This window comes from Rossellomorea sp. GAMAL-10_SWC (genome assembly GCF_049568075.1).
Classification (GTDB): Bacteria; Bacillota; Bacilli; order Bacillales; family Bacillaceae_G; genus Gottfriedia.
Window position 1 is genome coordinate 3,646,359 of record NZ_CP144911.1, and the last position, 26,434, is coordinate 3,672,792.

General features: G+C 34.0%; 22 protein-coding genes and 1 pseudogene. 2 read left to right on the forward strand and 21 right to left on the reverse strand.

The window, feature by feature from the left end:
• Position 1 precedes the first annotated feature (1 nt).
• The 10 genes and pseudogenes from V5E38_RS18040 to V5E38_RS18085 form a co-directional block, all read right to left on the reverse strand.
• Positions 2 to 2,254, reverse strand: a complete 2,253-nt coding sequence (locus V5E38_RS18040; RefSeq protein WP_499210988.1) for a glycosyltransferase — start codon at positions 2,252 to 2,254, stop codon at positions 2 to 4.
• 7 nt (positions 2,255 to 2,261) lie between these two features.
• Positions 2,262 to 2,600, reverse strand: coding sequence for a hypothetical protein (locus V5E38_RS18045; protein ID WP_499210989.1), 339 nt, complete (start codon positions 2,598 to 2,600; stop codon positions 2,262 to 2,264).
• A gap of 160 nt (positions 2,601 to 2,760) precedes the next feature.
• Positions 2,761 to 3,681: a DMT family transporter gene (locus V5E38_RS18050; RefSeq protein ID WP_499210990.1), complete on the reverse strand. Its 921-nt coding sequence runs from the start codon at positions 3,679 to 3,681 to the stop codon at positions 2,761 to 2,763.
• 225 nt (positions 3,682 to 3,906) lie between these two features.
• Positions 3,907 to 5,385: a protein adenylyltransferase SelO gene (locus tag V5E38_RS18055; RefSeq protein ID WP_499210991.1), complete on the reverse strand. Its 1,479-nt coding sequence runs from the start codon at positions 5,383 to 5,385 to the stop codon at positions 3,907 to 3,909.
• Positions 5,386 to 5,640: 255 nt separating this feature from the next.
• Positions 5,641 to 6,192, reverse strand: coding sequence for a VanZ family protein (locus V5E38_RS18060; protein ID WP_499210992.1), 552 nt, complete (start codon positions 6,190 to 6,192; stop codon positions 5,641 to 5,643).
• Complete coding sequence (gene vanY / locus V5E38_RS18065) at positions 6,189 to 7,100, reverse strand: M15 family metallopeptidase (RefSeq protein ID WP_499210993.1); 912 nt, start codon at positions 7,098 to 7,100, stop codon at positions 6,189 to 6,191. Before vanY ends, V5E38_RS18060 begins: the two co-directional genes overlap by 4 nt.
• A gap of 102 nt (positions 7,101 to 7,202) precedes the next feature.
• Positions 7,203 to 8,315 (reverse strand): HAMP domain-containing sensor histidine kinase, encoded by a 1,113-nt coding sequence (locus tag V5E38_RS18070; protein WP_499210994.1) that lies wholly within the window; start codon positions 8,313 to 8,315, stop codon positions 7,203 to 7,205.
• A complete protein-coding gene (vanR, locus tag V5E38_RS18075) occupies positions 8,308 to 9,006 on the reverse strand; it encodes a response regulator transcription factor (RefSeq protein ID WP_499210995.1) in 699 nt (232 codons plus the stop codon). Before vanR ends, V5E38_RS18070 begins: the two co-directional genes overlap by 8 nt.
• A gap of 181 nt (positions 9,007 to 9,187) precedes the next feature.
• A pseudogene (locus V5E38_RS18080) lies at positions 9,188 to 10,299 on the reverse strand (RNA-guided endonuclease InsQ/TnpB family protein).
• A gap of 355 nt (positions 10,300 to 10,654) precedes the next feature.
• The gene (locus V5E38_RS18085) at positions 10,655 to 13,186 is read right to left on the reverse strand and encodes a vitamin B12-dependent ribonucleotide reductase (protein ID WP_499210996.1); all 2,532 of its coding nucleotides are present in this window, start codon (positions 13,184 to 13,186) and stop codon (positions 10,655 to 10,657) included.
• 366 nt (positions 13,187 to 13,552) lie between these two features.
• On the opposite strand from V5E38_RS18085, the gene V5E38_RS18090 reads away from it, so the two are divergent.
• Positions 13,553 to 14,047, forward strand: coding sequence for an acyl-CoA thioesterase (locus tag V5E38_RS18090; protein ID WP_056468078.1), 495 nt, complete (start codon positions 13,553 to 13,555; stop codon positions 14,045 to 14,047).
• A 192-nt stretch (positions 14,048 to 14,239) separates the two neighbouring features.
• Here V5E38_RS18090 and V5E38_RS18095 read toward each other — a convergent pair whose 3' ends face one another.
• From V5E38_RS18095 to V5E38_RS18115, 5 genes are all read right to left on the reverse strand, one after another.
• The gene (locus V5E38_RS18095; RefSeq protein WP_499210997.1) at positions 14,240 to 14,947 is read right to left on the reverse strand and encodes a M48 family metallopeptidase; all 708 of its coding nucleotides are present in this window, start codon (positions 14,945 to 14,947) and stop codon (positions 14,240 to 14,242) included.
• 157 nt (positions 14,948 to 15,104) lie between these two features.
• Positions 15,105 to 15,920: a DUF5995 family protein gene (locus V5E38_RS18100; RefSeq protein ID WP_499210998.1), complete on the reverse strand. Its 816-nt coding sequence runs from the start codon at positions 15,918 to 15,920 to the stop codon at positions 15,105 to 15,107.
• 205 nt (positions 15,921 to 16,125) lie between these two features.
• Positions 16,126 to 16,368, reverse strand: coding sequence for a hypothetical protein (locus tag V5E38_RS18105; protein WP_499210999.1), 243 nt, complete (start codon positions 16,366 to 16,368; stop codon positions 16,126 to 16,128).
• 320 nt (positions 16,369 to 16,688) lie between these two features.
• Positions 16,689 to 18,416 (reverse strand): FtsH/Yme1/Tma family ATP-dependent metallopeptidase, encoded by a 1,728-nt coding sequence (locus V5E38_RS18110; protein ID WP_499211000.1) that lies wholly within the window; start codon positions 18,414 to 18,416, stop codon positions 16,689 to 16,691.
• A 211-nt stretch (positions 18,417 to 18,627) separates the two neighbouring features.
• On the reverse strand, positions 18,628 to 18,924 hold the full coding sequence (locus tag V5E38_RS18115) for a hypothetical protein (RefSeq protein WP_069035332.1): 297 nt from the start codon (positions 18,922 to 18,924) through the stop codon (positions 18,628 to 18,630).
• 368 nt (positions 18,925 to 19,292) lie between these two features.
• On the opposite strand from V5E38_RS18115, the gene V5E38_RS18120 reads away from it, so the two are divergent.
• Positions 19,293 to 20,024, forward strand: coding sequence for a hypothetical protein (locus V5E38_RS18120; protein WP_499211001.1), 732 nt, complete (start codon positions 19,293 to 19,295; stop codon positions 20,022 to 20,024).
• A gap of 110 nt (positions 20,025 to 20,134) precedes the next feature.
• On the opposite strand, the gene V5E38_RS18125 is transcribed toward V5E38_RS18120, so the two are convergent.
• From V5E38_RS18125 to V5E38_RS18150, 6 genes are all read right to left on the reverse strand, one after another.
• Positions 20,135 to 20,806 carry a GNAT family N-acetyltransferase gene (locus V5E38_RS18125; RefSeq protein ID WP_499211002.1) on the reverse strand — a complete coding sequence of 224 codons (672 nt, stop codon included), beginning with the start codon at positions 20,804 to 20,806 and terminating at the stop codon, positions 20,135 to 20,137.
• 15 nt (positions 20,807 to 20,821) lie between these two features.
• Positions 20,822 to 21,493, reverse strand: a complete 672-nt coding sequence (locus V5E38_RS18130) for a GNAT family N-acetyltransferase (protein WP_499211003.1) — start codon at positions 21,491 to 21,493, stop codon at positions 20,822 to 20,824.
• Between the two features lie 34 nt (positions 21,494 to 21,527).
• Complete coding sequence (locus tag V5E38_RS18135; protein ID WP_335484259.1) at positions 21,528 to 22,382, reverse strand: carbon-nitrogen hydrolase family protein; 855 nt, start codon at positions 22,380 to 22,382, stop codon at positions 21,528 to 21,530.
• 111 nt (positions 22,383 to 22,493) lie between these two features.
• Complete coding sequence (gene rpiA, locus V5E38_RS18140) at positions 22,494 to 23,168, reverse strand: ribose-5-phosphate isomerase A (protein ID WP_499211004.1); 675 nt, start codon at positions 23,166 to 23,168, stop codon at positions 22,494 to 22,496.
• A 463-nt stretch (positions 23,169 to 23,631) separates the two neighbouring features.
• On the reverse strand, positions 23,632 to 24,981 hold the full coding sequence (locus tag V5E38_RS18145) for an FAD-binding oxidoreductase (protein WP_499211005.1): 1,350 nt from the start codon (positions 24,979 to 24,981) through the stop codon (positions 23,632 to 23,634).
• A 104-nt stretch (positions 24,982 to 25,085) separates the two neighbouring features.
• Positions 25,086 to 26,417: a cytochrome P450 gene (locus V5E38_RS18150; RefSeq protein ID WP_499211006.1), complete on the reverse strand. Its 1,332-nt coding sequence runs from the start codon at positions 26,415 to 26,417 to the stop codon at positions 25,086 to 25,088.
• Between the last annotated feature and the right edge of the window lie 17 nt (positions 26,418 to 26,434).

Here is a 26,434-nt window from a genome sequence, read left to right on the forward strand (position 1 = left end):
TTTACATTAATTTCTCATTCGGTAATGCTTCATCAAGTTTGTTGAATTGTTGAATTAATTTCTCTGTAACTAATGATTCAAACACTTTAGTAGCACCTTCAATATCGCCAATTTCAGATTTGTATTTTGTTTCAAATCGACTGAGAATACTGCCTTCTTCAAAAATTCCCCATATATTATTCCCACTACCTTTGTAATCACTCAACTTAGAAGGTAAGTATGGATTAATATTTTTATAATCCTTCGTAAATGCATCATTAACAATTAGACAATCGAATTTTGTTGTAAAATTTAAAAACTCTAAAAAGTTAACGTATGGATTTACTTTTACATGTTTTTCAATTATTTCTCCCGATAGTTCGTTTGCAAGCGATTTTGGATCTGAAGTGAATACATGAAGTTTAATTTTATCTCTTAAATCAGGTTTCGTTAATTTAAGTCCCTCAATTATTTCATTTAATTTCCTTGTTTGATAAAACGTTCCGAAGTACCCTAGGTTTACCTTGTTTTCATCAATTCTATATTTACTTGCTTTAACGTGATAATATTGCTTCGGTAATGTCGGTTGATTACAAATTCTAGCTTTATTTAAAATAACTTCTTTCATTTCTTTCATTGGGAACATTTCAGACATATATTTCAATTGATTTTCATTTGTAAAAACAATTTCATCTGCAAATGCATAAGCAATATATTCACACCAAAAAAACATATTGTTATTTAATGCTAGTGGGAAGTTTTTTTTCTTTAAAAGTGCATTTACTTTTTTATAAAACCCTAAATCAATAATTGCTGACTTCCGTTCATTTCCATGAATATCTAATAGGATCGGATCAGAGAATTCTGCAACCCATTTTGCCTTTGGATTTTTTAATTTATACTCAAACGCTAAAAAGTGTGAAGCAGGCCATAGTGCTCGGCTATAAATTTTATGGTATGTACCATTTCTTTTTTCTTTCAATTTAATTTCCTTAAGGGATTTTTTAATAAAGTCTTTCATTGATTTCCACTGTTTAAAGCTACTAGTAGATGATATTTCCATCCGATTATTAATAAAACCATCCACCATTGCATTTTGTCGATAATCAGTTTCCCTTACCTTCGACATATTATTATAAATTACGTCTACCACTTCATTATTTTCGATAATACGTTTAGCCATTACTGTACCACTGGTATCAACATATGGTGGAAAACAATAAGAAATAATTAAAGAACGCGTCTCTCCATTGTATAGCTTAAAATAAGGGAAATAGACGAAACTGTGTTTATTTACTTCTTCAATTACTGTTTCTCTCAATTCATTGCTATTGTTAATATACCTGTCTATAAAGCCATATTGAGCATGTATTTTTCCTTTAATGAATTGTTGGATTGTAGGACTATTCGTTTCTCCTAGTAAAACATCAAGATGTTTCATGACTTCCAAACGTTCTTTTACATTAAACTCAAATGAATTTTTACGTCTAGAAACTGAATTATCTCTTAAAACTCGATAATAAATTGCCTGCTCTTCTAATGGAACAATCTTTAAATGAAAATGATGTAAAGCAAACAATTTAGTAAAAAACACTACATCTTCTCCACTTTTTAATCCGAGTTCGTAGCGTTGGGTTTTTACTTTCTTTGTTGGTATCAATTTACAAGCATTCATTGTTAAAACACTATTTAAATCAGTATAAGTATAAATTTTAGCATCTAACGCTTTTTTAATTTGGGAATTAACAGGATTATTAGGATTACTATTACCTTCTAGATCTACGTCCACAACTTGTGAAATGACAACAGATTCTTCATCAGCATGATTGAATAGTTTTTCAAGAAAGTTAGGTGAAATATAATCATCGTCATCCAAGAATGTAATGTATTTTTTTGATGCTTGTTGAATTCCCAAATTTCTTGCAGCTGAAACACTAGCTTCTTCTGAATGAAGAATGTTGAAATGATTAATATCATGTTCCTTAATGAAATTAATCAATATCTCTTCGGTTAGATCTTTTTCTCCATTGATAATAAAGATCACTTCAAAATATTTTGGTGACAAAGTTTGATTTTTTAATGATTCAATACATTTTTTTATCACTTTTTCACCTTTGTATGTTGGGATGATTACGCTAATACCGTTTATTAATTTTTTAAAATGATATTTTGAAAATATTAAGTCTTCCGGGATTTCCTTATTCATTCGTTGGTAAATTTCGATCTTTATTCTTTCAATTTCTTCTAATCTTTGCTGAATTTCAAACTTGTTCAAAACCTACTCACCAACCTCTTATCTTTCTAAAAAGCCATCTTTTAGCTTTCCAATATAACTGAATTAATCTGCCAAGCTTTGAGTGCATTACTTTTCGATAACGTTCTTCCATTATTTGAATTTCATTCTCTAGCTTTTCAATATACTTTATATTTTTATAATGCAGCTCTAACGCTGTTTCTTCATTAATTAATAAGGTTAAGAATTGTTCATAAAACTGAGACTCTATGTCCAAATTATTTAAATTAGATTTAAACTTGTTTAATTTTATAAACCAACTAGGTATTTCTAATTCATTCTCAATTGTTTCTGCATTTAATGAATGAGTTCTTTGATCGATTGTCATCTTTGATGAGTCCTTCCTAATAGCTTGAATACTTAATAATATGCCCTAAAAAAGCAGTTTTTTTTCATGAAATGATGAATTAGTAATCATTTCTTAAGATAAAAAAAAAGACAATCACCTTATCGGTAAACTGTCTTTTGAAACATTTATTATATTGAAATTAGAATTGGATTTGATTATCCCTTTTAAATTTGCGAGTTACATCTTCATATACTCCTGAACCAAACAACACGCCTATTAAAATTAAAATAAATCCGACTACTTGAGTTAATACAATTTTTTCACCTAAAAATAATACCGCACCAATAAGTGAAAAGAATGGATTTAAATTTAAAAATATTGCTGCCTCTGTTGTGCCAACCTTACCAAGAGCAAAATTATATAGCATATGCCCCATAGCTGTTGCAACAACTGCTGATGCAAAAAATACCGCCCAAATCCCTACTGAATGATGCACCATACTAGCCATTCCACCTGGTTCAAGTATTTGGCTAATTCCGAATAAAATAATCGAACCCATTACTAACATATATCCAGTCATTAATCTTGGATCTAATGTTTTCGAAACTTTTTTTATTAAAACAAAGCTTGATGCTTGAGCTAAGATTGCTAAAAACACATAAAAATCTCCATGCGAAACACCATGAAAACCTCCACCGCTCTGGAAAACAATAAAAGCAACACCTGCAAAACCAAATAAAACACCTAAAATTCTTACAAAGTTCATTACACTTCCTAAAAAGAAAACTGACAATAAGGCTGTTAAAAGCGGCCCCATTCCAAGAATTAGTCCCCCGTTTGATGCTGAAGTCTGGGATAGACCGATTGATAAAAAATAATGATGTGCAACTACATTCAATAGCATCGCAAAAAATACATACCCGAACTCTCTCTTAGTAAGCAAACGAACTTTTTTTATTAAAAATAAAATAGTAAAAACACTTACTCCAGCAGTGAAAACACGGATAGCTGTCATCGTAACTGGCATAAAGTTCTCTACTAGAACTTTTGTTGCAATTACATTAAATCCCCATACCACCATAATACAAAATAAAATGATATAAATTTGTTGCTTCTTCAACTTCCCCACTTCTTTCTACTGGCCTAAATATAAAAAGAGGGAAAGTTCCCCTCTTATATTAATTTTAGAAAACTTTTAATTTACTTTTTCTAATATAGTAAATTTTTAAGATTTATTCAAAGTGTATGCTCAGATTCACTAAAAATATGTTCCTCGTTTTACTTAAAAATAAATACTACCCTAGAAAAAGGTAGTATTTGTACTATAAAAAATATAAAAATATAATCATGTACCACAGAAAGTCTGATAAGGACGATCCGGATCAGGAGGTAGTGTACAATAATTTATCTGTTCTATCGATTCAATAAAAGGATTAGAAAGTGCTTTAAGCAAATTCTCCATCACGGTATAATCTCCGTTCTCTACCGCTGCTTCTAAAGCTTCTTCTACGCGATGATTTCTTGGGATTACGGTCGGATTGTTGTCTCGCATTAATTGAAGAGAAGCTTCTTTTGATTCTGATTGTCTACTCAACCTCTCCTGCCACTGCTTCTCCCATTGTTTATATTCAGATGATGTAAACAATGCGAGTTCATCTTGATTACCATATGATAATGCTCTAAATGTATTCGTATAGTCTGCTTTATACTTTTCCATTATTTCAAGTAACTCATCAATTAATGACTTATCCTGTTCTTCATCATTAAATATTCCTAATTTTCTTCTCATGCCTGCAATCCAATTATCTACATAAATAATAGGGTATTCAGAAATTGCATTCTGAGCTATTTCTAAAGCTTTTTCCTGATCATCATGCAATAAAGGTAATAATGTTTCAGCAAATCGTGCAAGATTCCAGCCAGCCATTTTTGGTTGATTTCCATAAGCATAACGACCGCGGAGATCAATTGAGCTAAATACAGTTGCTGGATCGTACGTATCCATGAATGCACATGGACCATAGTCAATTGTTTCACCACTAATTGTCATATTGTCAGTATTCATTACCCCATGTATAAAACCAACTAATTGCCATTTGATAATTAAGGAAGCTTGGCGCTTAATGACCCCTTGGAGTAATGAAAGATATCGATTTGGATCATTTAGGTCAATTTCTGAATAATGCCTTTTGATTGTATAATCAGCAAGTTCTTGAAGTTCATTCACACTACCCCATCTTGAAACATACTGAAACGTACCAACACGAATATGACTAGCAGCAATTCGGGTCATAACTGCCCCAGGTAATCGAGTTTCACGCTGGATTTGTTCACCTGTCGTTACAACAGCAAGACTTCGTGTTGTTGGTATCTTTAGTGCATGCATCGCCTCACTAATAATGTATTCGCGAAGCATAGGGCCAAGTGCTGCACGACCATCTCCACCTCGTGAATAAGGTGTTCTACCTGAACCTTTAAGTTGTACATCAAATCGCTCGTTTTTTGGAGTGATCTGTTCACCTAGTAATAATGCTCTTCCATCCCCTAGCATATTAAAGTGTGCAAACTGATGCCCTGCATATGCTTGGGCAAGTGGCAATCCACCCTCTGGCACTTGATTCCCGGCAAAAACATTTACACTTTCTTCGCTTTGAAGTGATTGAACATCTAGACCAAGTGATAAGGCCACTGGTTTATTTAGAACAACCAATTTCGGTGAACTTACTTGATTTAAGTCTTGAGTAGCAAAAAAGAATTCCGGTAATTTTGAATAACTATTATCAAAATTCCATCCTGCATCATTTTTTACATTTCTCTGGGTCATCTTATCCCCCTTTTCCACTTTTTTCTTTTTTATTATTTACTCTCTACATATAACAAAAAAACCATAGATTTACTATGATTTTGTTTTCACAATCCATTCCTCTGGTTAGTGTCTACCCACAACTTCAATATATTCTAACATTGAATAAAAAAGGCATAACTTCATTTAGATCATTTAACAAAAATAACGGCTACTCTACAGCAACCGTTACTAGTATCGTATGCCGTGTAATCGTACGATTCAACTTTCTCAATTTTAATATTCCTGTTTATCAACAATTTCTCTATCCTGGACACTGCTTGATGTATTTACGATAAGTTTAGTATAAACCTTATCACAAAGCTTGATAACACAATAGCCAAGCAATCCTCCAGAGGTATTTAGAATTAGATCATCCACATCAAAAATCCCTAGAGAAAAAACAACCTGTAAGCTTTCTATGCATAAACTAAAACTCAAAGAACTAACGAATACGCTTATGAATGACATCCCTCTATTTTTAGATAATAGAACAAGAAACATTCCAAATGGGATGAATGCTACGATATTCCCAACTAAATTACTAAAATCAGGCCAGGATGATAGACTCTGAATATTAATGAATATCGTTTTAAATGGGACAAGATTTCCCATTTTCAATTCGTTTATGAGATTAGCAGGATTCCCGAGATTATTTCGAAGTTGATACAAAAGAAAGGATAGATCTCTCCAGCGGAATTTAAATAGAATGACTCTAATTATTGCATACATATAAAAGACAAATAGTGCTGAAACAAAAATTTTGTTCAATAATTTGATTATTTTCATTCTGCTAAGCTATCCTTCTTAGTATGTGCCCCGCTGTTAACCGTCACAATCACACCATCCATATTGTTACCTGATATATCATAACGAAGATTGGTAGGCACTTGAATGGTCGTATTTTTAGTAACAGGGTAATAAGATATTTCGTATTTTTGGCCATTAATATTAGTAGAAATAGACATTTGTTTTTTTAAGAAATCCAAATACTCTTCTAAAGTAAAATTCTTTTCCTCCATGATCACACTATGCGGCAATCCAACATAGCGAATATGCCAAGGCTCATATTGAATGCCTGTAATTGCCGTTTTATCCTTTGGATAGCGTATGATAAAGCCATATTTCCAAGCATTATTTTCTAACCACTTACCTTCAAGTGCCTCATTCATTTTCATTTTGGTAGATCCTACATCAAGTGATAAACCCAAATTGTGTTCACTACGGCCTGCAGGCAAGGCATAGTCTGATCCCATTTCTTGATAAAGTGCATTTTGCTCATCAAAGTCTCGAAAGCCACTATTAATTGTAAAATGACGAACCCCTTCTTTTCTAGCATCAACGATCATCTTCGAAAATTTACGGGCAACATCCTCTGACAATTCAATTTTCGTATCAAGCAATTCGTATCCTTTTTTCAATTCTTTGTGAGTGAATAAGTTTACAACATCTGATTTTATACTTTCCTCGTGCACAGGATATTTTTTGTTTATTAAGACTAAGTTTCCTTTATAGACCTGTTCTTTTATAATGGCCTTCGTTTGGAAACCTTCTGAAATCTCACTGTGATCTAACTGTGCATTGTTAATTTTTTTATATGTTTGAATCTTTACTTTATCTTGAAGCGACGTTTCTTTATTAACGAATGTAAAAATCAGGCAAATTACTAAAGCAACTAAAAATCCCCACTTCTTCATTTTCACGTTCCTCCTAATACTGATTAATTCTAGAATAGGAAAAACTTTTTAAATAAAAAGTGGGGTAAACTTTAAATTTTTCTTAAATTCTTTATGAAACATTTAAACTTGGTCAATTGGGATAGTTTCCTGCGGGAATCGAACTTCAAATACAGTTCGGATTATACTACTTTCGGCTGTAATTGTTCCATTATGTTGCTCCACAATATTCTTTGCAATGAATAAACCAAGACCTGTGCTATCTTCTTGATGAGTTCGTGCTTTGTCACCGGTATAAAACATATCAAAAAGATATGGAAGTTCCTCCGGAGGAATACAATCCCCATAATTAACAACCTGAACAATCACTTCTTGCCCATCAACAAACCCGTTAATATCTACAAACTGACCATCATATCCATATCGATTTGCGTTGGTTAAAAGATTCTCAAACACACGAGCTAACATCTCACCATCACCCAAAATAGGTAAATTGGCCAAAAGATTCATTCGAGCGCTCAAATTGTTTTTCTCGAAAACAGGGTACAATTCTTCTTTTAATTGAAAAAGTAAATCACTTAAATTAATTTGCCTTTTTTCAAGAGATAACATGCCATAGTTCATTCTAGTTATTTCGAATAACTCATCAATCAGTTTTTCTAAACGCTGAGATTTAGTAAAGGCAATGGTTAAAAAATGTTTGACTTGTTCCTTAGTTAGCTTCTCATCCTTAAGAATTAAATCTAAATAACCTAACACAGAAGTTAGTGGAGTACGCAAATCATGTGCCAAATTTACAACTAATTGTTCTTTACTGTTTTCTGAAAAATCGCCTCTTTGTACTGCCTCTTCTAATTTTTCACTTGCTAGATTAATTGCTTGAGCAATATCTTCGAACTCATCATTTGACTGGATCGAAACCCGATGTTGAAAGTTTCCACGTGCAAGATTATGAATTCCGTTTGATATTTCATTAAAATAAGTTGAATAGGGCTTAGTGAGTAAATAGAAAAACAATATCGAAAGTGGGATAAATAGAAATAGAAAGAAGTTAACGTCTCCAATACTCTGTATGAATCGACGAAGCTGGGCCAAGGGATCACCATAACGAACCATCGTGTGATAATAAAGCTGTAATCCTTTAAAAATTATGTAAGTTATAATACCAGCCAGAGTCATACTTAAAGCAAATAATACAATGATTTTGGAGCGAAAACTGCGTATTATTTTATCCATTAAATGAATACCCCACTCCCCAAACCGTTTTGATTAGCTTATTTTTCCGCTTATCTTCGCCGAGTTTTTTCCGCAAGGTGCGAATATGTACCATTACCGTATTACCACCTTCAAAATATGCATCACCCCAAACCTGCTGAAAAATATTTTCTACACTAAAAACTTTCTTTGGATGACTGGCTAATAAATACAAAATATCAAACTCTTTCGGTGTTAGCTCGATGTTTTCACCATAATGCAAAACTGTCCGTTGATCAGGAGAAATCATTATTTCACCAAATTCCAAGAGAACTTTATGATCATCTACTTTCGGTTGGTTTAACTTCATAAAGCGCCGCAATTGAGCATTCACACGTGCAACTAATTCAATGGGGGTAAATGGTTTCGTTATATAATCGTCTGCTCCAATAACCAATCCTTGTACTTTATCGAAATCAGATGTTTTAGCACTCAAAAAAATTATTGGCATATTATGCCGCTCGCGAATGAGCCGAGTTACTTCATATCCATCCATTTTCGGCATCATAATATCCAATATCAACAAATCAATTGACCCGGTCTCGACTACATGAACAGCCTCCTGTCCATCCGAAACTTTAATAATTTGATACCCTTCTTTTTCTAAATGTAAGGCAATCAGGTCAGCAATCTCCTGTTCATCATCCGCTATTAAAATAGATATAGGCTTCATCTTATTCTCCGTTGCCATGAACTTATAAAAACCAATAAAATCTATTAATTTTATAGATCTTGTTTATTTCCCTATTCTACTTGTTCGATTTTGCCAATTAGGCTACTTTCGTTTGTATAACACTCCAAGGGCGTAAATTCGGATACAACGAATCCTACATATCAGTAGTGACGTATGGGTGTCAGTTTACTAATTTATATCGTGACAAGTTGATCGCTGCGTTTAAATCTCGATCAATTTCATGACCGTATTCACATTTGTATAATCGGTCTGAAAGTTTTAAATCCTTTTTCTTATTTCCACAACTTGAACACGTTTTAGAAGATGGGTACCATTTATCAGCTTCAACAAATTCAATGCCATATTTTTCACATTTATATTGAATTTGGCGTTTGAATTTAAATAAACACTGCTTTGCAATTGCTTTTGAAAGGTGCTTATTCTTCATTATTCCCTTGATATTTAAAGCTTCCATTACGATGCGATAAGGTTTGGTTTTCACGATTTCGCTCATGGACTGATGAAGATGGTTTAGTCTGATATTCGTCAACCTTCTATAGAGGTGTTGTATCTTCTTTTCGATTTTTATAATGTTGTTTGTTATGACGAAACGGTTTCCCTCCTTATTCATTTCATATTTACGAGAAACTTTGCGCTGCAACCTACGTAAGCGTTTCAACTTTTAACAGTGCTTGTTTTGTTAATATTTTTCTTCTTAATGCCGTCTGAACAAACGGAAAACTCTTTAATTCCTACATCAATTCCAAGAGAGACATTCGTCAGTTCAACAATTGGTTTTGATTTCTCAATCCCTACAGAAAGATACCAGTATTTTCCGTCGTGACTTATTCTAGGATTATAGTATTTTTCATCTGGTATACATTCAGAAACTACTACCCAACCGACCTTCTCAATCAATACTTTGTTTCCACCTATTTTCAACTTCACATTATCGTTATAAAAGGATGATTTTGATTTTCTTCTACATTTGAATCGTGGTTTATCAGTTAACCCTTTAAAGAATTTCTTATAGGCTACACAAAGATCTTTTATCGCTTGTTTTGTAACGTTATTGGATACTTCATACAACCAAGAAAATTCATCGGTTTGTTTTAATAAGGTTATTTCTTTTCTTAATATACCATCAGAAATAAACTTCCCACCGTTTTTATAATTTTCTTCTTGATTGGACAATGCCCAATTATATGCCCAACGAGCTGTACCAACTGATTTCCATAATTGTATTTCTTGTTCTTTAGTTGGCCTTAATCTGATTCTCTTTCCAAGAATCATTGTTTTGTCCCACTAATCGAACCAAATCTCAATTTAATCACCTCAAGTAAATTTAAACACAATAAGTGATTTTCAATTAGAACGTATTGTGATATTATTAAAAACTTTTACAAATTAAAATCAGCTGGTGTATACCTCCAATTTATCGTTAAATCCAGTGGATGATTATCCTATTAAATATACTAGCTTTAGTTCTCCAATAAACTTTAGACTCTGTATTATTTTCTATTATTTCCTCTTATTCTTCAAGAATATGGTCCATTTTGGAATAAGGCAACTTTTTCAAAATTCTTAAAGTCATAAAAAAATACCCCTTTAGATCTTCACATCTAAAGAGGTATTTCATCACTTACTTTTAAATTCCACACTTCAACTGTACTTGGCAATTATCACATGTATTACAACCACCATGTTCAACTACAGTACCAGCTAGGCAGATTGGACAAGTGTCTCCGTTTTCTACACCTACGTTACCTGTTTTAACTTGAGCAGTTTCATCAGTATCGTTTGTCGTTGCATCATTTCTATTTTCAATTGTTACTAGTTCTACATTTGTAAAATCATTTTCTTCATTCGTTAGCGATAATACTTGGGCATCACGTGAACCGTCTACATAAACAGTCCCGCCTTTTGCTCCACCTTTGTGTAATCTTTCATACACTTTTGCTACTTGTTCAACAGAATAACCTTTAGGAGCATTAACTGTTTTACTAATTGAAGAATCAATCCATCTTTGGATTATACATTGTACATCAGCATGCGCCTCTGGAGAAAGGTCCATTGTTCCAACAAATTGTTCAGGAAGATGTTCAATCATCTCATAAACATTTTCTTCAGTTACTTCATATCCATTTCCTTCTAACCATTCTAGTGCGATATCAGCTACAACTGGAATGAATTTACCTAAACGTCCTGAACGGAAGTATACGAAGTTAAAATAAGGCTCAAGTCCAGTGCTAACATTCATCATCGTTCCAGTACTTCCTGTAGGAGCAATTGTTAATAAGTGTGAATTACGAATGCCACTTTCTAAAACAGCTTCACGAATTTCTTCAGGCATTTTCTTCATATATCCCGAGTTAATAAAACGTTCGCGTCCATCTTCAAAAGTCGATAAGAATGGGAATTCTCCCTTTTCTTCCGCTAATTCAATTGAAGTTTTATAAGCAGTAGTTGCAATCACTTCAAAAATTTGATCAACTAGTTTGTTGCCAGCTTCCGATCCATATACTAGCCCACAACGGATTAGTAAATCATGTAACCCCATCACACCTAATCCGATACGACGTTCACCTTTTGCTTGCTTCGTATTCTCTTCTAGGAAATACGGCGTTGCATCGATTACGTTATCTTGCATTCGCGTTCCGATTTGAACAGTTCGCTTTAATTTTTCCCAGTTAACTTTACCATTTTCCGTCATTTCGGCTAAGTTAACAGCTGCTAAATTACAAACAGAGAATGGCGCAAGTGGTTGCTCTCCACAAGGGTTTGTTGCAACTACTTTTTGACCATAAGATACAGCGTTTGTCATTTTGTTTGCATTATCTAAGAAGAAGATACCTGGCTCAGCAGAATAAGTTGCACAAACATTGATTAAATCCCAAAGTTCTTTTGCTTTTATTGTGTGGTAAGTTCGTACACCATATCCACGTGCAGCCCATTCACGTACATCTCCACATTCCTGCCATTCTTGATCATAAATTAAACGCATTTCATCGTCATAGTTTTCTAAATCAGGGAATTGAAGCTTGTATTCTCCATCATTTTCAACTGCTTCCATAAAATCATCAGTTAAACAAACAGATATATTTGCACCAGTTAAAAACTCAGGGTTGTGAACTGAATACTTACCACCGTCATTAAGCAGTTCTTTTGCCTGTTCTATTTCAGGTGTATTTAATTTCCCTTCAATTGTTGCAATATGAATTAAAGCTTCATAAGCTGCTTTTTCAGCTGCACTAATTGGTTCGAACTTTAATTTACGCTCTACTTCTTCACGAATTAATTTCGATTTTGTTGTTTGCGCAATATAGCGTAAAACCTTTGGATTTTGGTTCTTTGATACGATGAACTCTACAATATCAGGATGGTTGACGTTCATCATAATCATTTGCGCACCACGTCTTGAACCACCTTGAATAACTAAATTTGTCAATTCAGATAAATCATGTAACCAAGAAACTGATCCACTTGAGCGTCCATTCACACTATAAACAATTGCATCGCGAGGACGTAAAGTTGATCCGTTTGTTCCAACGCCACCACCACGTGACATAATTTCCATTACCTTCTTACGGTGTTCACCAATCCCATCACGAGAATCGTGAATATGAGGCATAACATAACAGTTAAAGAAAGTTGTAGAAGCTCCTGTACCGGCACCAGCCAAAACACGTCCCGCTGGTACAAAAGTTTTGTTAGCTAAAATTTCATAAAACATCTCTTTTACTTCGGAGAATTTTTCTGGAGTTTCTGCAGATGCAAGCCCACGTGCAACACGGTCTGCAATCTGTTCGTAGAAGATTTCAAGTGGCTTGTCTACTTTATTAAATGCAACTGTAATGATTGCTCCGTCTTCGAACTGAGAATCTAATTGAACAGTTACTTCTTCCTGACTATTGTCAATAGCAATTACTTCACCATAACCACGACGAGGAAACTTTGGATCATCCTTATATGTTAGTACAACTAGGTCACCTACACCTAATGTAACAAGCTTAATATCTTTAAATGCGTATCGATCTAACATAACCGTTCTAGATACACCTTTAAATGTTGTTTTATGCATTATTGGATTAATAGGTGTAATCATTGGAAAATGCATTATGTCTTGATTTAATTTCTGTATATTCGCAGGTAATTCAGCATCAATTATTGTATTTATCATCACCTGTTCCTCCTCGCAAAAGATTATATCGATTTTACCATATATCGATATATAGGTGTTTTCTTTCTTTTTAACACCCATATGTAGTATTTATCCCGTCTCAACAAGATATAAATATACCGAGTTAAGAAGTAAAAGTCAATGTAAACGACTGAAATAAACTTATTTAAATTTGCACTATTTCCTACAAATTTCATTGACAAATATAAATTTTTAGTACGGGATGTTTAAAAACAACTACAAGAATTCCTTATACATAAATATCCTTCAATGAAAAGTTTGTTCATATAATTTTTTTAATTAAGTATGCTAATTTCTTTATTAAATAGTGTACAATTTATAGATATTAAAGAATGGAGAAATCACATGGTAACTTGTAATGAAACAAGAGTCATTAGAACAAATTTAGTTCTTCCCAATGATGTAAATAGTCATAACACTTTGTTTGGTGGAAAATTAATGAATGACTTAGATATTATCGGAAGTATTTCAGCAATGAAATTCTGCCGATCTTCAATCGTAACTGCTTCAACTGATTCAGTTGACTTTCTTCACCCAATCACGATGAAAGATTCGGTTGCATTCGAAAGTTATGTAACTTGGACTGGTACCTCATCGTTTGAAGTATTCGTTAAAGTAACTGCAGAAAATTTAAAAACGGGTGAAGAGAAAATCGCAGCAACTGCCTTTTTAACTTTTGTTGCCTTGGATCAAGATGGAAATTTAGTTAAAGTTCCACAAATCGTTCCCGAAACTGAGGAAGAAAAATTCTTATATCAAGGTGGAGAAGAACGCGCTAAAATCCGTAAAAATAGAAGACTTAAAAGCAAGGAATTAGCAGACTTTTTTTACAAAAAATAAAAAATGGGACGACCAATGTCGTTCCCATTTTAGTTTGTCTACAAACTACATTAAATTTGATTTTCAGACTGATTGCAAGCGCTTGTCTTTCGAGGCACGAAGTCTGGTGAGGAGCGGAATTACCTTAGACGGTAGTGAGCACCGCAGACAGGCGAAGTAACGAAGAAAGCGAGCGTTTGGCGGGCAGTCTAACTAAACTGTCATTTTCCAACTAGATAACGCTAACCAATTCTCTCTTTCCTTATATTCTGGAATAATTTTACCGACAAGTCGCCAAAAGGACCTGTCGTGATTCATATGAACCATATGGCACATTTCATGGACAACAACATAGTCAATCACCTTTTGAGGTGCCATTGCTAGTTTCCAATTAAAAGTTAGTTGCCTTTTTGAATCACAAGTCCCCCAGTTTGTTTTACTATCAGTAATACGAATTGATGACGGCTTTACTTTAAAATTACTTTGATACTTCTGAATACTCTTTTCAACTATTGCTTTAATTTGATGGTAATAAAACCTTTTAAGTGCTTGTTTTATTCGTTCATCCTCTAATTGTTTTACAATAATATTTAGCCTATTTCCTTCAAAAACTACCTGATCTTGTTGAATACTTTCATCGTGTGAAATTTGTATAGGATATGAATTCCCTAAATAAAGAAATGTCTCACCAAATTCATAAGTCCGTTCTTTTGGACCACGTAGTCGCTCCTTCATTTCATTTGATTTTTGAATAACCAACTCCCAATTAGCCTCTAAAACTTCAATGACACTTTTGTCTGGTGTATCTTTAGGAGCCTGAACCTCAACGTTTCCATAAGCATCTATATAAATACCCATCGATTTCCGCTTTTTATACTTTATATTAAAACTGATTGTTTCATTTAAATATGTATGTATCATTTTTTTCTCACCTATCGTTAACCTTTTAATCCTGAATCTTTACAATTATATAATATACTACAGTAGAAGTTTTAATTTTTAAATAGTAAATCAACACTCTAATATACAGTGTTGCTTGAAAATTTTTAGTTGTCCAATCTGCTTACTCACTTTGAACTTACAATTGAATATCACCAGTTAAAGTTGTTTCAAATCGATTATGATTTAAAAGATCTAAGTTTCTTTCAATATTTTTGGATTCTCGAAAACGAATTGCCCATAAACCAGCCTTCAGCATCCAACTACTTGGCCGTGCGACCATGTTGCCAATCGATTCGACCTCATGATCATGCACTTTAATCAGCCCTTCCCACTCACTTTCATTAGATGCAGCAAGCTTTTTCGCAAAATCCCATGCGTAATTTCGAGACTTCTCTAGACTAAAGTTTATGATTGCCTTTGAAGCTTTTGGGTCAACATGATCTAAAAAACCAATCCAAGGTGAAATTCGATCCATGTCATCCCTCACCTCATCCACTAAAGATGCCAAAATACTATTTATTTTCATAAAGTCATTGTAAAGTGATAAAATATCTGAGCCTTGGCATACCTTCGCAGCAGCTACTCCTAAATCCAAATTAATATGTGCATTAATGCCTAACAATAAATGCTGTAGCAAAATAGATTGTCGGTTTTCTGCGTGACGAAATGCTAAATTCCAACTGAGACTTAAAGGCTCACCTTTTAAATAGCTTTTAAGTGCTTTTAAATAGAAATTTGCAAAGTTCACATCCAAACTTTCCATTCTTGCTCCGTCTTCGAACTGATTATTTAAAATTCCAACTTTCACTTTAATTGTTACCAAGCGATATAAAGAAGCAAAATATCCTAGTTTGCTTTTTGTTTGATTGCTCATTGAAATAATTTCATCTAACTGTTCAATTACATCATCGATTGTATTTGCGTTTCCTATTTGCTTTGATAGACTATTCATTACTCACTCTCCTAACTGTTATTGCAAGTGTGTTGTATTATTTGTTAATCAATATGCTATTTGTTTTAAAAAGATACTTTTAATAGTGGGGGATATCTTTTGATATTCAGTATGTCTTTTGAGAATTCCTTCGTATGGCGAACACTTCATGAACTTTGCTTAAATTACAAAAAAGGAGCAACTCATCATGAGTTGCTCTTTTTATTTATTTTTGACCAATATTTTGTAACCAAATATCAATTGCTTTTATAGAGTAATATGGTTTACCCTCAATTTTAATGATAGGCATTGGATTTTTGCTATTTTTATATTGATTTATAAATGAAGTTAGTTCACTTTCTGTGAGACCTAAATACACTTGTAAATCTACTTCATTAATTAATTGCGAATTACGAGTTAAATCTTTATAATTCATTTCAATTTGTTGATTTCTTGTAATACTATCCAATGAATTAGAAATTAATTTTGCACTTATAAAAAAACAAATACTAAAAAAAATAATAGAAATAACTAATAAATTGTCTTATATTTCAATAACATTCTCCTTAAAAAAGTTAGATTTACCCTTTGGTATGTATTAGACTTTTATTATATTTCAGATACTCAATTAATTGGTTTCAATAATGTGAAGGAAAGATGAAATTAAATCATTATTCTAGATTTGTTCACAATTTCTCAAAATGATGTGATTACAATTGAAAAAAATCCACAAAGTAATTACCTTGTGGATTTTCTTTATATATAATCAATGAAGCACAATTGTTTCAGCTAGTTCTGATCGCTTTCATGTAATTTATCAAAATCCTTAAGCAATCCTTGAATATTTTTCTCATAAATAGAACCAATCTTTACAGTAGGTGGTTCAGGACGCGTACGTGCATAAATGCTTTCGTAAATATCTTCTATTTCTTCCCCTGTTAAGTCGCCTCTTTTTAGTAGCTCTTGTGCGATTGAGTGTACAAAATCGGCGTGTTCAGTAACAAGTTTTTTTACTTGGCTCATTTGGTCCTTTAGAAGAAGGTTAATTTTTGGTCGTAGTGCTCTAAGTCCTTCTGCTTGTGAGCCTAATGCATTCCAGCTGAATAACTCATCGCCCATTCCGACTAAACCTAAATATGCACCACCAAGTAGGGTTGCTTGTTGCAGATCAGATGTGACACCGTTTAATTTCTTGTGGAGAAACTCTTCTTCTACTGCTCTTGCTGCCAAACAAACTTGGATTGCTGCAAGTATTTCGCTGTCGCTTCGATTATATCTTTCTGTTGTTGGCTTAGTCGCAGCCAGACCAAGTGCGTCACCCCTACGAATAATGGTTACCTTCCATACTCGATCATGTGGCTTTAACAAATATTGAGCTACTGCGTGACCTGCTTCATGATACGCTACATTTCTCTTCTCATCTTCACTCATGGATCTAAGTGGCTGCTTAAGTCCCCACTCATACGTTTCCATTGCATCTCGGAAGTCAGTGTAATTTGCAACATCAGCACCTCGCTGATGAGCAATTACGACAGATTCATTCACTATATGTTTAATTTGTGCTGGACTATATCCAATCGTATCAAGTGCAGCTCGCTCTGGTGTTAAAGATGAATCGATTCTCACCTTTTTTAGATAATATTGGAAAACATCAATACGTCCATCATAATCAGGAGAATCTACCCAAAGTTTTCGGTCAAAACGCCCTGGTCGTAATAATGCTTGATCAAGTACATCAGGTAAATTAGTAGCTGCAATCGTCAGAACTGCGGGGCGCTCTGCTTTCTTTTTACGTAACCCGAGTGAGCGAAGAAATTTTGCTATTTTAGAACTATCAATGTTTGGAGGATCCATTTGTAGTAATAGCTCATTCAATAATCCAGAACCCATTCCCATACCGAACAATCCACCACCACCAGCTCCTCCTCCTTGACGAGACATACCAATTGCGTCGACTTCATCGATAAAAATGATACACGCTCCGTAAATATTAGCTAACTTTCTAGCCTTTTTGTAAATTCCCATTACTTTCAAATTCCCTACACCAAAGAACATGTTTTGAAAACTTGGAGCCGAGGCATAAGCAAAAGGTACTTGGGCCTCATTCGCAATAACCTGTGCAAGATAAGATTTCCCTGTACCAGGAGGACCACAAAGCAGCAATCCACGAATTGCCTCTCCTCCCATCTCTTTAAACGTTTTAACACCTTTTAATAGTGTTACGATTCGTTTTGCATTTTCAACAATCTCAGGGTTTCCACGATAATCATCCCACGTTGATCCAGTCTCACCAGGTAAAATCCAATAAGTACGACCTCTGGCTAGAAACCAGAAAATTGCTACAAATTGGATGATCGCCATGAAAATCATAACAGCGAACTGAAATAAAAGACTAACAATCGATATTGCTACACTCCAGTATGTTGGCCCCCCTTTAGTAAGCACAACACCAATAAAAACAATAACAGCTAACCAAATTAATACTCTTCGCCATTTAACCCATTGATATTTTGTCATAAACATTACTTCCTTCTAGGGAATTTTTTGAATATTCTATGAAAAAATTAGCCCATTGGTGCCTAGAAATATATGTATGCAAAAACTAAATAAATTTGTGTATTTAAATAAAATAAAAAATCTCTCTATCATAGCCATTTTAGTTTGTTTAAAAAGTCCAAAAAATTTGATTTCAAACTAAAAAGCCCCCATTAAATGAGGGCTTCAATATTTATTGAAATTTACTAAATATGTCTTTCAAATACTTAATAACGATTGCGATTCCAGCAATGAAATAAAATGTTATTAAAATCCATCCTGTAGGATCAAGTCCAAACATTGTTATTAAAAACTTCAGTGGAAAAATGAAGTATAGAATATCCTTTAAATATCCTAGAATAAAAGATGTATCGAATGAACCTTTCCAGAATGACCGGATAAATGCTATTACAAAATCAAGAATCATTAATCCAGTAACTGCCCAAATAGTATATAGCATCCAATCCGCAAGTCCGAAGCCTAAATCCATAGTTATCACCACCTTACATCATACTATTCAAAGAAAATAGGCTGGTGATATGAATTCACTTAATTTTCAGATAATATTTTCTAAACCGTTTAAAGACCATTGTTCTGTTCTTTATCCTTGGGTTTATCATATTAATTTAGTAAGAGATAAATTGCTAAAATGAGTCTAAGTTCCCACTTCATATTTACTAAAAATACTCTTTTACTAAAATTTATTATATGGAAAAGACAGACCATTTCACTCTTCAAATTTCCTAACAAATCGTTGTTTTTCAGCTACACAATAGCCCAACTAAACATACCCAAGTTCCCCCATCTGTACTTGAACATAAAATATTAGTAAAAAAATAGAGAGAGGGAGAAATAGTAGTGGGATTATTTATTAATAAGAATGAACACCCTGATGTCTTTAAAAATAGTGAAACAATACAAACACCGAATCAAGGACTTGTTCGGCATAATTACTTAGCTGAACTAATGGAAGAACAACAAAAAAATAACATGAGCCTGGAAAAATCACTCTCTGAATTAAAGCCACGATATGAGCAATTAGAAGAATTGCAAACAAATCAGTGGAATCATGTTAAAAATCAAATAAATAGTCTCATAGGTAGTAACCGTGAGCGTGAGCAATTTGAAAGAATCATGATTCAGCGGTTAAATACATCAGACGCAAATGAAAGTCTGGAAAAACAATCATTAATTACCCAAATGATTAGTTTAAATGAAGCTTATACAGAATTGGCAAAACGCTTGGAAAAAAGTGAAACTGATAACCAAGCTCTCTCATTACAACTAGATAAGCTAATTGAAAAACAAAATGAAGTAGCTCATGGATTATTACAGCAAGAGGAATTTCAACATGGGGTTTTAGATCGTCTTGATACTCAAGAAGCAATGATGGATAGAATCTATCACCAGCTCAACAATTTACGTTCGATTATTTTTGAACGAGCAAGCTATATCACGACTAAACTAGAAGACAGCTATAAACTAACAACAGACTATATTTATAAACTTATAAATGGATCTGATAAGCCAAAATCATATACTACTAAAGTGAGCAATAAAAAAGAGGAAAAACAAAAACAAGCAGACTAAAAATATGGTAAATTCTCAATTTAAAGTGTTCGAAAACTTTTTTAGTTTAATTAGATCGAATATAAAAAAGCTTCTCGAAGTCTTTATCGAAAAGCTTTTTTTATGTTCACTTAAAAGTAGACTAATGCGACTTTTTCTTTCTCTTCTAAGTTTTCAATCATTTCATACCAAGACTCTGGTTTATTTGATAACACTGTATAATAACGCTGTAGAAACTTTACAATCAAGTCTGATTGAAGCTCATTCATCTCCCCATCCATTGGAAGGAAACAAAGATCTAGACCTGTTACCGCTTCACCGTCATTGTTCCATGATGGATGAATATATTCAAAATCCAGACGCTTATAACCTAGGTGAGCTAATACTTCCCTGCGAACATATGGATTCATAGGTTTAACGCCGCCAAACTCATGGTGTTCTACTTGATATGGATCGTAAATTTCAGCAAACATACCTGATAACGTTTTATTATTTTCAGTTGCTAATGTCTGTAAATCTACTAATCTATTTTGTGCCAAATATGGGCCGATTCCCAAACCAGCTTGGCCAATTATTGTAAAGTCTGTCATGGCAACATTAAAATCGTCATAATAGCGGTATTCTGTAGCCCCTACTACTCTATCTTCATGGACAGCAACAAAAACACGAATTCCTGGATCCTCCAAAGGTTCTTTCCAAAGATCAAATTCTAATACTTCTTCTGGAGGAAATACATCTTGCATTAATTGATGCATTTGTTTAAATAATGGGTCATTGATATTTGTTATTCTTTTATATTCCATTTTCTTTCTCTCCCTTTAATTAGAATGTTTAAATGGATTTTTCCATTCCATTAGAGTCCCATAATTGCATGATTCTTCGTCCTCTAAATAATTCGCTACTACTTTAACCGGGGTACGACCACATCGAAGTAAAAAACTAATAACTGGATCCTTTAGCTCCCCTTTTATTACAGCATCTATGTATTGCTCGGATGACATGTTATCCGCCTCTTTATGATATCCTGGCATCCTACCTCCACCAAGCAATCTTTCCAAACCAAGATGTACAACAACATCATACATAGAAAACATTAACCATTTGCCTAAACCTAATTTTCGATAGGACGGTCTTACGCCAATATCAACGACATAAAGTGTATTTCCGTTTGGGTTGTGGTTACGAATATAACCATGATCAGTAACCTCTTCCCACGAATGGTCAGGATGGCTAGGGTCAAACTGAACTAGTAGACCTGTCATCGAACCCGCCATTTGACCATTTACTTCTATACATAACGCTCCCTCTGGAAAAAGAGTTACATGGTTCTTAAGTTGCTCCTCATTCCACCATAGTTCCGATGGGAATGGTGGTGGAAAGCTTTCTTGTTGAATACGGATTAAATCAGTAAAATCATTCTCATTATAATTTCGGATTACCACTGGGACTGGTTTGTCTTGGTCGAAAACAAAAAATTCCTTTCGATACATGTGCTAAAACTCTCTTTTCTATTTAAGAATTAATTTACCAATCTGGATAAAGGTCTGTACGTCGATCGCGCCATGTTGTAACGGATCCTTTTTCCCGAACTTTGTATAATAAATCTAAATTAAGATCAGCTGTAACAATCATATCCTGATTCATTTCACCTTCTACCATAATTCCTTTTGGAGGAAATGGGATATCATTAGGAGTAATTACAACTGCCTGACCGAAATTTGCACGCATAAAATCAACAGTTGGAAGTGAACCAATTGTACCAGTATTTACAACATATACTTGATTTTCAATTGCTCTTGCATGGCATGTATAACGAACTCGGTGGAACCCATGGCGATCGTCTGTGCATGATGGACAGAAAATGACATCTGCGCCTTTAGCTTTTGCCATTCGAACGATTTCTGGGAATTCAATGTCATAGCAAGTCAACATTGCAATTGTTCCTTTCTCTGTCTCAAAAACCTCTAAACCGTCACCTGCACTCATATTCCACTCATTTACCTCTGTTGGTGTAATATGTAGCTTTGCCTGCTCACCAATTCGGCCATCTGGATAGAACAAATGTGCAACATTATATAGTCGATCGCCTTTTTTAATAACATGCGTTCCTCCAATAATGTGCATATTGTATTGTTTTGCCAACTTTAAAAATAAAGAACGATATTGCTCTGTAAAGTTTGGTAAATCTTGAATCGTTAAAGCCTCACCTTTTTCATTACCAATTGACATAAGCTGTGTTGTAAAAAATTCAGGAAAAATGATAAATTCAGCTTCAAATTCCTCTGCTGTCTTAATATAATGCTCTACTTGTTTTTCAAACTCTTCAAAGGAGTTTATTGTGTGAAGATGATATTGAACCGCTGAAACTCTTAATTGCATATAATCCCCCTCTTCCCATTAACTCTTTTTCTCTTACCATTATTATTGAATAAATAGAAGGAACGGGCAAGTATGCACTCTTTTTTACGTCTAGCAAAATTTTACTTTGCACTATTTACTTAATATATCTACATTTTTATCTTTATCTAGGGTGATAACCAGATCAGTTAACCCAACAAATAATCCATTTTCTACCACACCTGGAATTAAATTGAGCTCTCTTTCTATGATTTGAGTTTGAATATGATTAGGTATACTGCAGTCAAAAATATAGTTTCCATTATCCGTAATAAACGGAGTCGCTCCATTTAAACGAAGTTCAGGACTTAAACCGATTGCTTTAATATGTTTCATCGTCATTTCCATACCAAATGGAATAACTTCTACTGGAAGTCGGAACTTACCTAATCTCTCTACCATCTTAGTTGGATCAGCAACTACTATAAATGTTTTAGCTGCCTTCGCAATGATTTTCTCTCTTAATAGTGCGCCTCCCCCACCTTTAATTAACTCAAAGTTTGGATTAATTTCATCGGCACCATCAATTGCTAGATCAATCTGTTCAATTTTACTAAAGTTTACGAGTTGGATCCCCACCTCTTTAGCAAGCTTTTCAGTTTGTATGGAGGTTGGAATACCCTTTATATTCAGTCCTTCCCGAACTAATTGCCCAAGCTTTTTTATCGTATATAAAACTGTAGATCCCGTACCTAATCCAACTACCATTCCATCTTTTACAAATTCTGCTGCCTTTTCTCCTACAATTTGCTTATCATTCTCAATCATATTTACACCTTCTATTTTATTGTTCTATTTCTTAACTAGTATGAGTCATAAATTCAAATTTCATTTTTCGATAGGATGTTCAATTTAATAGTACTGTAAAAAATTAGTTTGAATAAAGAATTTTAACTGAGAAAAACTAAATGAAAAAATACTAAGTAAGGTGAAGACTAGATGGATGTCCCTAATTTTGTACTTAAGTTTTGCATCATTATAATGATTTTACCTGTGACGATCGTGTGTTGTTATTTTGGTTACTTAGATAAAAACTATCAAATTGTTATTTTCGGTTTTGCACTGCTATTATTTTCAATACTCGGTAATTACTTTGTCTTTATAAGAGGCAATAAAAGTAGTAAATCGGAGCAATAAGAACCATTTGTTAGAAATCTTAGTTATGGAAAAACCGATCAATTTGGAAATTCAATCGATCGGTTTTTCACTACTATTTTTTGAATTTCCCACTTTAAAACCAACTAATAAAAGGCGGAATACTTTGGGGAAATTTAAATAGATTGAATGGATCATATTCTCGTTTCACAACTCTAAGACGATTTAAATTCCCACCATAATATGCGGTTGGCCAATTTCTAATAAAGCGATCAGGCCAATTTACGTAGTCACCAGTAGTGTATCTTGATAAAGAATTCCTTAACTCTTCGACCCATTGATTGTTTTTTCGTTCTTCTTCAGGTTTACTCCAATTAGCAAGATACTCTTGAGCGATAACAGCATCCCTGTAATAGTAGGCAGTTTCATCTGGGCTAATCCGCTTTACTGCTCCTCCAAGGGATTGGTGCCAAATACTTGATTTTCCATTTGGTGTATTTTCTAGAAAACTTTTCATAATTAAGATTGCTCTCTTTGGAAAAGTTTTATTTAGAAATGATCCTGATCTCTTTTTAAGAGCTGGAATATTACCACTTGGATCATCAAAAAAATGAACAGCTTCTATATAAGGCACTTCCTTTACCATTACTTTTATAGGTGAACCAGTTTCTGTTAATGGCCGTAACAGTTCGTTCAGCTTTGCTACTGGACCTACAAATTCCCCTTGAGCAATAATTTGATTGACCTCCCTAGATTTTAGTTCGATTTCTGAAGTTAGCTTAAAATCCGTGTTAATTGCCCAATTTTGCCAAGCATCAAAAGCGGCTTCAAAGTCTTCCCACTCCCAAATAATCGAGAAGATCGAAACAGTTGAAATTGGGTGTACTTTAAATTTAAGCGCCGTGACAATGCCAAAATTTCCGCCTCCACCGCCACAGCAAGCCCAAAAAAGATCACTATTCTTGTTCTTATTTGCTTTAATCAGTTTAGCTTTCCCATGCCCATTTGATACAACTATTTCTACTTCAAGCAGATTATCACATGTAAGACCATACAAGCGCGACAGCATCCCGATACCTCCGCCAAGTGTAAGACCGACCAGGCCAACACTACTTTCAGTACCTGCTGGGATTGTCGTACCATTTTCCCATAGTATATTATATACTTTCCCTAAATCAGCCCCGGCTTGTATTTTTGCAGTCATGCTTTTGCAATCTACACTAACTGTATTCATCTCACTAACATCGATCACAAGACCACCATCTACTAGTGAAAAATTTTCATAGTTATGCCTGCCACTTCTTACTCTAAATGGCATATTATTTTCCTTCACCCAATTCAAAGCATTTAATACATCTCGTTTGTTTTGACAAAATACAATTATTTTAGGGAATTTTGGATTATTTAAAGTATTATTTGTTCTAGCCTGTTCATAAGCCGCATCATTTGGTGTAACAATCCGTCCAGTAAGTTTTGTTCTTTCCAAAAAATATAACCCCCTTCAAACATACATACTGTAAAGAGAATGCTATATTCTATGAAATAACTCCTGGAAAAGTCACTTGCCTAAGTGTGTACATTAAATCCCGCTCATTTTCTCTTTTTTACAATCATACGCAAACCATCTTTCGGACGTAGTGTGATCAGTGGTTCTGTCTCGACTTTGTGATGATTAGGAGCTAGATCAATCGTATAATGCTGAACAATCGTTGCTAATACTAAAGTAGCTTCCATAATTGCAAAATGATTTCCGATACAAACACGTGGCCCACCACCAAAAGGAAAATACGCATATTCAGGAACACCTTCAACCTTTCCATTCTTAAACCGCTCTGGAAGAAATTCTTCTGCATGTGAGAAATACTTTTCAGAATGCTGCATGATATAAGAACTCATCATGACTGTCTCACCTTTTTGAATTTTGTAATCGCCAATGCTAACATCTTCTACAGCTTTTCTGCTAATAAGCCACGCAGGAGGATAGAGGCGTATACTTTCCCAAATAATTTGCTGAGTATAGATTAAATCTTTCATAGAATGATAATCTGCTCGTCTTTTGCCTAGAACACGATCTACTTCTTCATATAATAATTTAGCTTTGTCGGGATGCTGAGATAAAAGATATAAGCACCAAGATAATGCATTCGCTGTCGTTTCATGACCTGCCAGGAAAATCGTCATTGCTTCATCCCTTAATTGTTGATTCGTCATACCTTCATTAGACTCTTCATCCCTCGCTTGCATTAATAGTCCTAGTAAATCTTCTTTTGATTCTGAGCTATTTCTTTTTTCAATCATTTCATATAACACCTTATCAATTGCCTTAATAGCCTCTGTTAAAGATTTATTTTTTGGTGTATTCAGTTTGAGTGGAGCTTTTAAAACAGATCGAATTCGCTTAGTTGCAATATCCATAATAATGTCAAAGTGCTTCCCAACACGATCATGTCCTTGATTCAAATCCATACTAAACATTGTTTTTGCAATAATAGCTAATGTCAGCTCCATCATATCTCTACTAATGAGACGCTCTTCCCCATCCTTCCAAGAACTAATAAACTCTTCCGTGAGCAATGTCATATCCTTTGCATAGGATTGGATATGATGCTTCGTAAATGATGGCTGAATCAAACGCCGCTGTCTCATATGTACTTCATCTTCACTCGTTAACAATCCCTCACCGAGCAAGGTTTTCATCTCTTGAAATGGCTTTGATTTATGGAAGGAATGCTGCTTAGTTACTAATACCTCTTTTATTAAATCCGGCTCTAATAGCAAATTCATTTTACGATGAGCAAATCGAAATGAGACAATCGTTTCATGATTTCTATAAAGTTCACTTAAAAAAAATATTGGATCTTTCCGAAACTCATTCAAATGCCCTAAAGGTGAATAAGAAGCCAGCCCTTTTACTTCAAGCATAAAATTCACTCCATTTC

Bases quoted from the DNA above. Each gene is read 5' to 3' on its own strand.
- V5E38_RS18055 (WP_499210991.1), bottom strand. From the start codon at position 5,385: ATGACCCAGAGAAATGTAAAAAATGATGCAGGATGGAATTTTGATAAT.
- V5E38_RS18115 (WP_069035332.1), bottom strand. From the start codon at position 18,924: ATGGATTTAGGCTTCGGACTTGCGGATTGGATGCTATATACTATTTGG.
- vanR (WP_499210995.1), bottom strand. From the start codon at position 9,006: ATGAAGCCTATATCTATTTTAATAGCGGATGATGAACAGGAGATTGCT.
- V5E38_RS18095 (WP_499210997.1), bottom strand. From the start codon at position 14,947: ATGATACATACATATTTAAATGAAACAATCAGTTTTAATATAAAGTAT.
- V5E38_RS18070 (WP_499210994.1), bottom strand. From the start codon at position 8,315: ATGGATAAAATAATACGCAGTTTTCGCTCCAAAATCATTGTATTATTT.
- vanY (WP_499210993.1), bottom strand. From the start codon at position 7,100: ATGAAGAAGTGGGGATTTTTAGTTGCTTTAGTAATTTGCCTGATTTTT.
- V5E38_RS18090 (WP_056468078.1), top strand. From the start codon at position 13,553: ATGGTAACTTGTAATGAAACAAGAGTCATTAGAACAAATTTAGTTCTT.
- V5E38_RS18100 (WP_499210998.1), bottom strand. From the start codon at position 15,920: ATGAATAGTCTATCAAAGCAAATAGGAAACGCAAATACAATCGATGAT.
- V5E38_RS18045 (WP_499210989.1), bottom strand. From the start codon at position 2,600: ATGACAATCGATCAAAGAACTCATTCATTAAATGCAGAAACAATTGAG.
- rpiA (WP_499211004.1), bottom strand. From the start codon at position 23,168: ATGATTGAGAATGATAAGCAAATTGTAGGAGAAAAGGCAGCAGAATTT.
- V5E38_RS18060 (WP_499210992.1), bottom strand. From the start codon at position 6,192: ATGAAAATAATCAAATTATTGAACAAAATTTTTGTTTCAGCACTATTT.
- V5E38_RS18125 (WP_499211002.1), bottom strand. From the start codon at position 20,806: ATGGAATATAAAAGAATAACAAATATCAATGACCCATTATTTAAACAA.
- V5E38_RS18110 (WP_499211000.1), bottom strand. From the start codon at position 18,416: ATGACAAAATATCAATGGGTTAAATGGCGAAGAGTATTAATTTGGTTA.
- V5E38_RS18150 (WP_499211006.1), bottom strand. From the start codon at position 26,417: ATGCTTGAAGTAAAAGGGCTGGCTTCTTATTCACCTTTAGGGCATTTG.
- V5E38_RS18130 (WP_499211003.1), bottom strand. From the start codon at position 21,493: ATGTATCGAAAGGAATTTTTTGTTTTCGACCAAGACAAACCAGTCCCA.
- V5E38_RS18135 (WP_335484259.1), bottom strand. From the start codon at position 22,382: ATGCAATTAAGAGTTTCAGCGGTTCAATATCATCTTCACACAATAAAC.
- V5E38_RS18085 (WP_499210996.1), bottom strand. From the start codon at position 13,186: ATGATAAATACAATAATTGATGCTGAATTACCTGCGAATATACAGAAA.